The sequence below is a fragment of the Halarchaeum acidiphilum MH1-52-1 genome (assembly GCF_000474235.1).
Classification (GTDB): Archaea; Halobacteriota; Halobacteria; order Halobacteriales; family Halobacteriaceae; genus Halarchaeum; species Halarchaeum acidiphilum.
This window is the reverse complement of the sequence record NZ_BATA01000113.1, coordinates 1-3,840: the sequence shown is the minus strand read 5'-3', so window position 1 is coordinate 3,840 and position 3,840 is coordinate 1. Positions and strand designations below refer to the sequence as shown.

Sequence of the window (3,840 nt, the reverse complement as noted above, 5' to 3'; positions counted from 1 at the left end):
GCGTCGGAGAACGTCGCGGAGCTTCACCCGCGCGTCGCGGACGGCTGGGACGTCGTGCTCGTCGAGCCGTCGGACGCCGTAATGGTCCAGCACGACTACCTCGACCTCCTCTCGGGCGAGCGCGTCGAGGACGTGGCGGCGAACACCTACGACGTGATGGAGTACCTCGACACTCACCGGCTCGTCGGGGAGATGGACACCCGCGAGTCGAGCGAGACGCTGACGTACCACGGTCACTGCCACCAGAAGTCGGTGAAGAAGGACCACCACGCGGTCGGCGCGCTCCGCCGCGCGGGCTACGAGGTGGACCCGCTCGATTCGGGCTGTTGCGGGATGGCCGGCTCGTTCGGCTACGAGGCCGAGCACACGTCGATGAGCGACGCGATCGGTGACGTCCTCTTCGAGCAGGTGGCGGAGAGCGACGGCGACCGCGTCGTCGCGCCCGGCGCGTCCTGTCGCACCCAGCTCGGCGACCGCGACGCGGACGCCGAGCGCCCGCCGACGCCCGTCGAGATGCTCGCGCGATCGGTCCGCTCGCCGTAAGGCCGATCGCCGGGTCAGCCGGCAGGCGTAACGTTTCGGGCACCAACTGGCGACCAAACAAAACGATTATTGTTCATCATCGTGTCTCGTTCACACGGAGACGGACAGCGATGGCACGAGACACGAACGCGTCGGCGGTGAGGCATCGATGAGCCGAATGTGGAACCCGGCGCTGGAGACGATGGACCGGGGGGCGCTGCGGGAGTTACAGGTGGATCGGTTCCGCGAACAGGTCCGGCACGTCTACGAGCACTCGCCGTTCTACCGCGAGAAGCTCGACGCCGCGGGGATCGACCCGGACGACATCCGGACGTACGCGGACGTCCGGGAGGTGCCGACGACGAAGAAGGGCGAACTCCGGGAGGCGCAGGGGAGCGGCCCCTTCCCGTACGGCGACCTGCTGGCCGTCGGACCGGCGGAGGTCACGGAGTACCATCAGACGTCGGGGACGACGGGCGAGCCGGTCCGGCAGGCCGACTCGTGGGGCGACTGGGAGTGGTGGAGCGACTGCTGGGCGAGCGTCCTCTGGGCGCAGGGGATCCGCCCCGACGACCGGGTCTTCTTTCCCTTCTCCTACAACGTCTTCGTCGCGTTCTGGGCGGCGCACTACGCCTGCGAGCGCATCGGTGCCGAAGTCGTTCCGGGCGGGAATCTCTCCTCCGCCCAGCGCGTGCGCAAGATGCGCGAGGTGGACGTGACGGCGTTCGCGAGCACGCCGACGTACGCGCTCCGCCTCGCGGAGGTCGCGCGCGAGGAGGGCTTCGAGCCGTCGGATTTCGCCGTCGAGCGCATCGTCTGCGCGGGCGAGCCGGGCGCGAGCGTGCCCGGGACGAAAGCCCGGATCGAGGAGGCGTGGGACGCCGCGGTCTACGATCACGCGGGCGCGACGGAGGCCGGCGCGTGGGGATTCTCCTGCGACGGAGAGAGCGTCGGACTCCACCTCAACGAAGCGCAGTTCCTGATCGAGGTGCTCGACGAGGACGGCGAGCCGGTCGATCCCGGAGAGACGGGCGAGATCGTCATCACGCCGCTGAACCGCACCGCCCAGCCGTACATCCGCTTCGAGCTGCGAGACGAGATCGGCCTCCGGGACGGACGGGACGTCTGCGACTGCGGGCGCACCTTCCGCTTCGCGGAGGGCGGCGTCCTCGGGCGCCTCGACGACCTGACGAAGGTGAACGGCGTCCTGCTCGCGCCGACCGCCATCGAGGACGTCGTGCGCTCCTACGGCGGCGTCTCGGACGAGTACGAGGTGATCATCGACGGCCACGACGAGAAGGGGGATCTCGACGTCGTGACCGTCGTCACCGAGGAGAACCCCGGGACCGGCGTGCCCGCCGCGGAAGCGAGCGAGGAGCTACGAAAGCGACTCAAGCAGACGACGAGCATCACCTGCCGGGTCGACGTCGTGCCGTACGAGTCGCTCGATCGCCCCGAGTTGAAGGCCGACCGACTGGACGACCGACGGGAGGACCATGTCTGAGGACGCACGCGACCACGACTTCGACGAACTGCGCGCGCTCGTGGCCGATCTCGACGAGGCCGCGGCGGCGCTCCGGGCGTACGGCGAGGCGAACGACATCCCCGCGATCGAGCGGAACGCGAAGCGCGTGCAGGGGACGGTGGGGACCGTGAAACAGAACGTTCCCGGCGGGATCGCGCGCGACGGGCGCGAACGCGCGGGCGACGGGATGGAGGGCTCGGAGGAGCCGTAGTCAGAGTTCGACGCGGAGGCGCGTCTCGCCGTCCGGATCGGTGACCGCGCGGACGTCGCTGATCGCATTCGTTCCGTCGGCGACGCGCAGCGCGTACCGGCCGAGATCGGCGGTCGTCGCGAACTCGCCCGCGTCGTCGGTCGTCCCCCGAGCGTCCGTGAACCACTGCTCGAAGACGAGATCCGCGTACGCGTGATATCCCTGTTTCTTCGACCAGTCCGCGCGGAACAGCGGGGCGTCGTTCTTCCAGTGTTGCTCGTCCCAGTACCCCCAGAGTCGGAAGCCGGCGCTCGCGGGATGGCTGTACGCGGTCTTGAGGAAGCGATAGAGGTAGTCACCTGCGGCCTCCTCGTCGTCGATACCGGGCGTGTCGAACTCGGAGACGACGAGATCGAGGTCCCCGAGATCAGCGAACCGATCGAGCCGGCGCCGCTGCTCGGCGGCGCTGACGCGCTCGTTCGGTCCCATGACGTGCGCTTGGAACCCGACCTCGTCGGGCGGGGCGTCGCCACCGAGCAGGTAGGTGACGAGCGTCGCGTACCGGTCGCGATGGTGGGAGCGATCGCATGTGAGGACGTCGTAGTCGTTGACGGCGAGCGTCGCGTCGGGCGCGGCGTCGCGCGCGATATCGAACCACCGGCGGAGCGGGGGAGCGCGCGTCGGCGGGGCATCCGAGAGCTCGTCCGTGAGGACGTGATGGCCGAGCTGTTCGTTCAGCAGGATCCAGTCGGTGACGTCGTGCGCGCGGTCGTTGTGGCCGACGAGCGAGCGGACGTGCTCGTCGATGAGCGAGCGCAGTCGCTCCTCGTCGTCGGCCTCGTGGGCGTCCCACACCGCGGACGGGAGGGCGTCCGTGTCGTCGCGCTGCCAGACGACGGGCGCGCCGGCGACCTCGACGTCGTGCGCGTGGAGGAAGTCGATGACCGCGTGGGCGTGCTCCTGCTCGTGGGGGCTGGTCCACTGTCGCCACTTGTAGGCGTTCTCGAAGACCGCCTCGTTGAACAGCCGGTGGACCCAGCGGCGATAGGGGCTGCCGGGATCGCTCGACCGATGGCGAGCGACGTTGTACGCCGTCGAGAAGTCGTGGGCGTGGTGCTGGAGGCGGAGGCGAACGGCGGCGTCCGAGACCGGATCGCCGTCGCGGACGACCTCGACGGTCACGTCGCTACGCCGGTGGCGCTCGATGCGTTCGTCGGCCGCTCGCTCCCACGCCGGCGGGTCCTCCGGGCGCGACCAGTCGCTCGTCGGCTCCGGATCGAACGCGGGGAAGTCGTCGAGCGTCGCGCGATCGTCGTCGGACGCCGTTGATGGCCGATTCGGGACGCCGTGACCCGCACAGCCAGCGAGGAGTCCCGTCGAGGCGGCGAGGAACTGGCGCCGATCCATGTCGAGGGACGCGTCGGCCGCCGGATAAGTTCGTGTGGTCGTTCACCGATGAGAATGGGATGAACCGTATAGCGCGATACGTATCAGGGATGCGAGAGGCCAGAGGTTCGGAGGATGGACTCCTACAAATCATCACAGTTCTACATGGTCTGAGGGAAACCCCACGGGTTCCGGCGTTAGCTGTAATTGAGGGCGC

4 protein-coding genes are annotated in these 3,840 nt (G+C 69.1%); 3 read left to right on the top strand and 1 reads right to left on the bottom strand.

The features are described from left to right. The 3 genes from AOZ13_RS13085 to AOZ13_RS13075 form a co-directional block, all read left to right on the top strand. Positions 1–543 (top strand): (Fe-S)-binding protein (locus AOZ13_RS13085; protein ID WP_148294604.1); only part of this gene is annotated, 543 nt, incomplete at its 5' end. A 148-nt stretch (positions 544–691) separates the two neighbouring features. Next, a complete protein-coding gene (locus AOZ13_RS13080) occupies positions 692–2,026 on the top strand; it encodes a phenylacetate--CoA ligase family protein (protein ID WP_044957669.1) in 1,335 nt (444 codons plus the stop codon). Beyond that, positions 2,019–2,258: a hypothetical protein gene (locus tag AOZ13_RS13075; RefSeq protein ID WP_020221828.1), complete on the top strand. Its 240-nt coding sequence runs from the start codon at positions 2,019–2,021 to the stop codon at positions 2,256–2,258. The genes AOZ13_RS13080 and AOZ13_RS13075 overlap by 8 nt, the downstream gene beginning before the upstream one ends. Here the strand turns inward: AOZ13_RS13075 and AOZ13_RS13070 are convergent, their stop codons facing one another. Beyond that, a complete protein-coding gene (locus tag AOZ13_RS13070; protein WP_020221829.1) occupies positions 2,259–3,644 on the bottom strand; it encodes an endo-1,4-beta-xylanase in 1,386 nt (461 codons plus the stop codon). It lies immediately after the preceding gene. Positions 3,645–3,840: the final 196 nt, after the last annotated feature.

Bases quoted from the DNA above. Each gene is read 5' to 3' on its own strand.
- AOZ13_RS13080 (WP_044957669.1), top strand. From the start codon at position 692: ATGAGCCGAATGTGGAACCCGGCGCTGGAGACGATGGACCGGGGGGCG.
- AOZ13_RS13075 (WP_020221828.1), top strand. From the start codon at position 2,019: ATGTCTGAGGACGCACGCGACCACGACTTCGACGAACTGCGCGCGCTC.
- AOZ13_RS13070 (WP_020221829.1), bottom strand. From the start codon at position 3,644: ATGGATCGGCGCCAGTTCCTCGCCGCCTCGACGGGACTCCTCGCTGGC.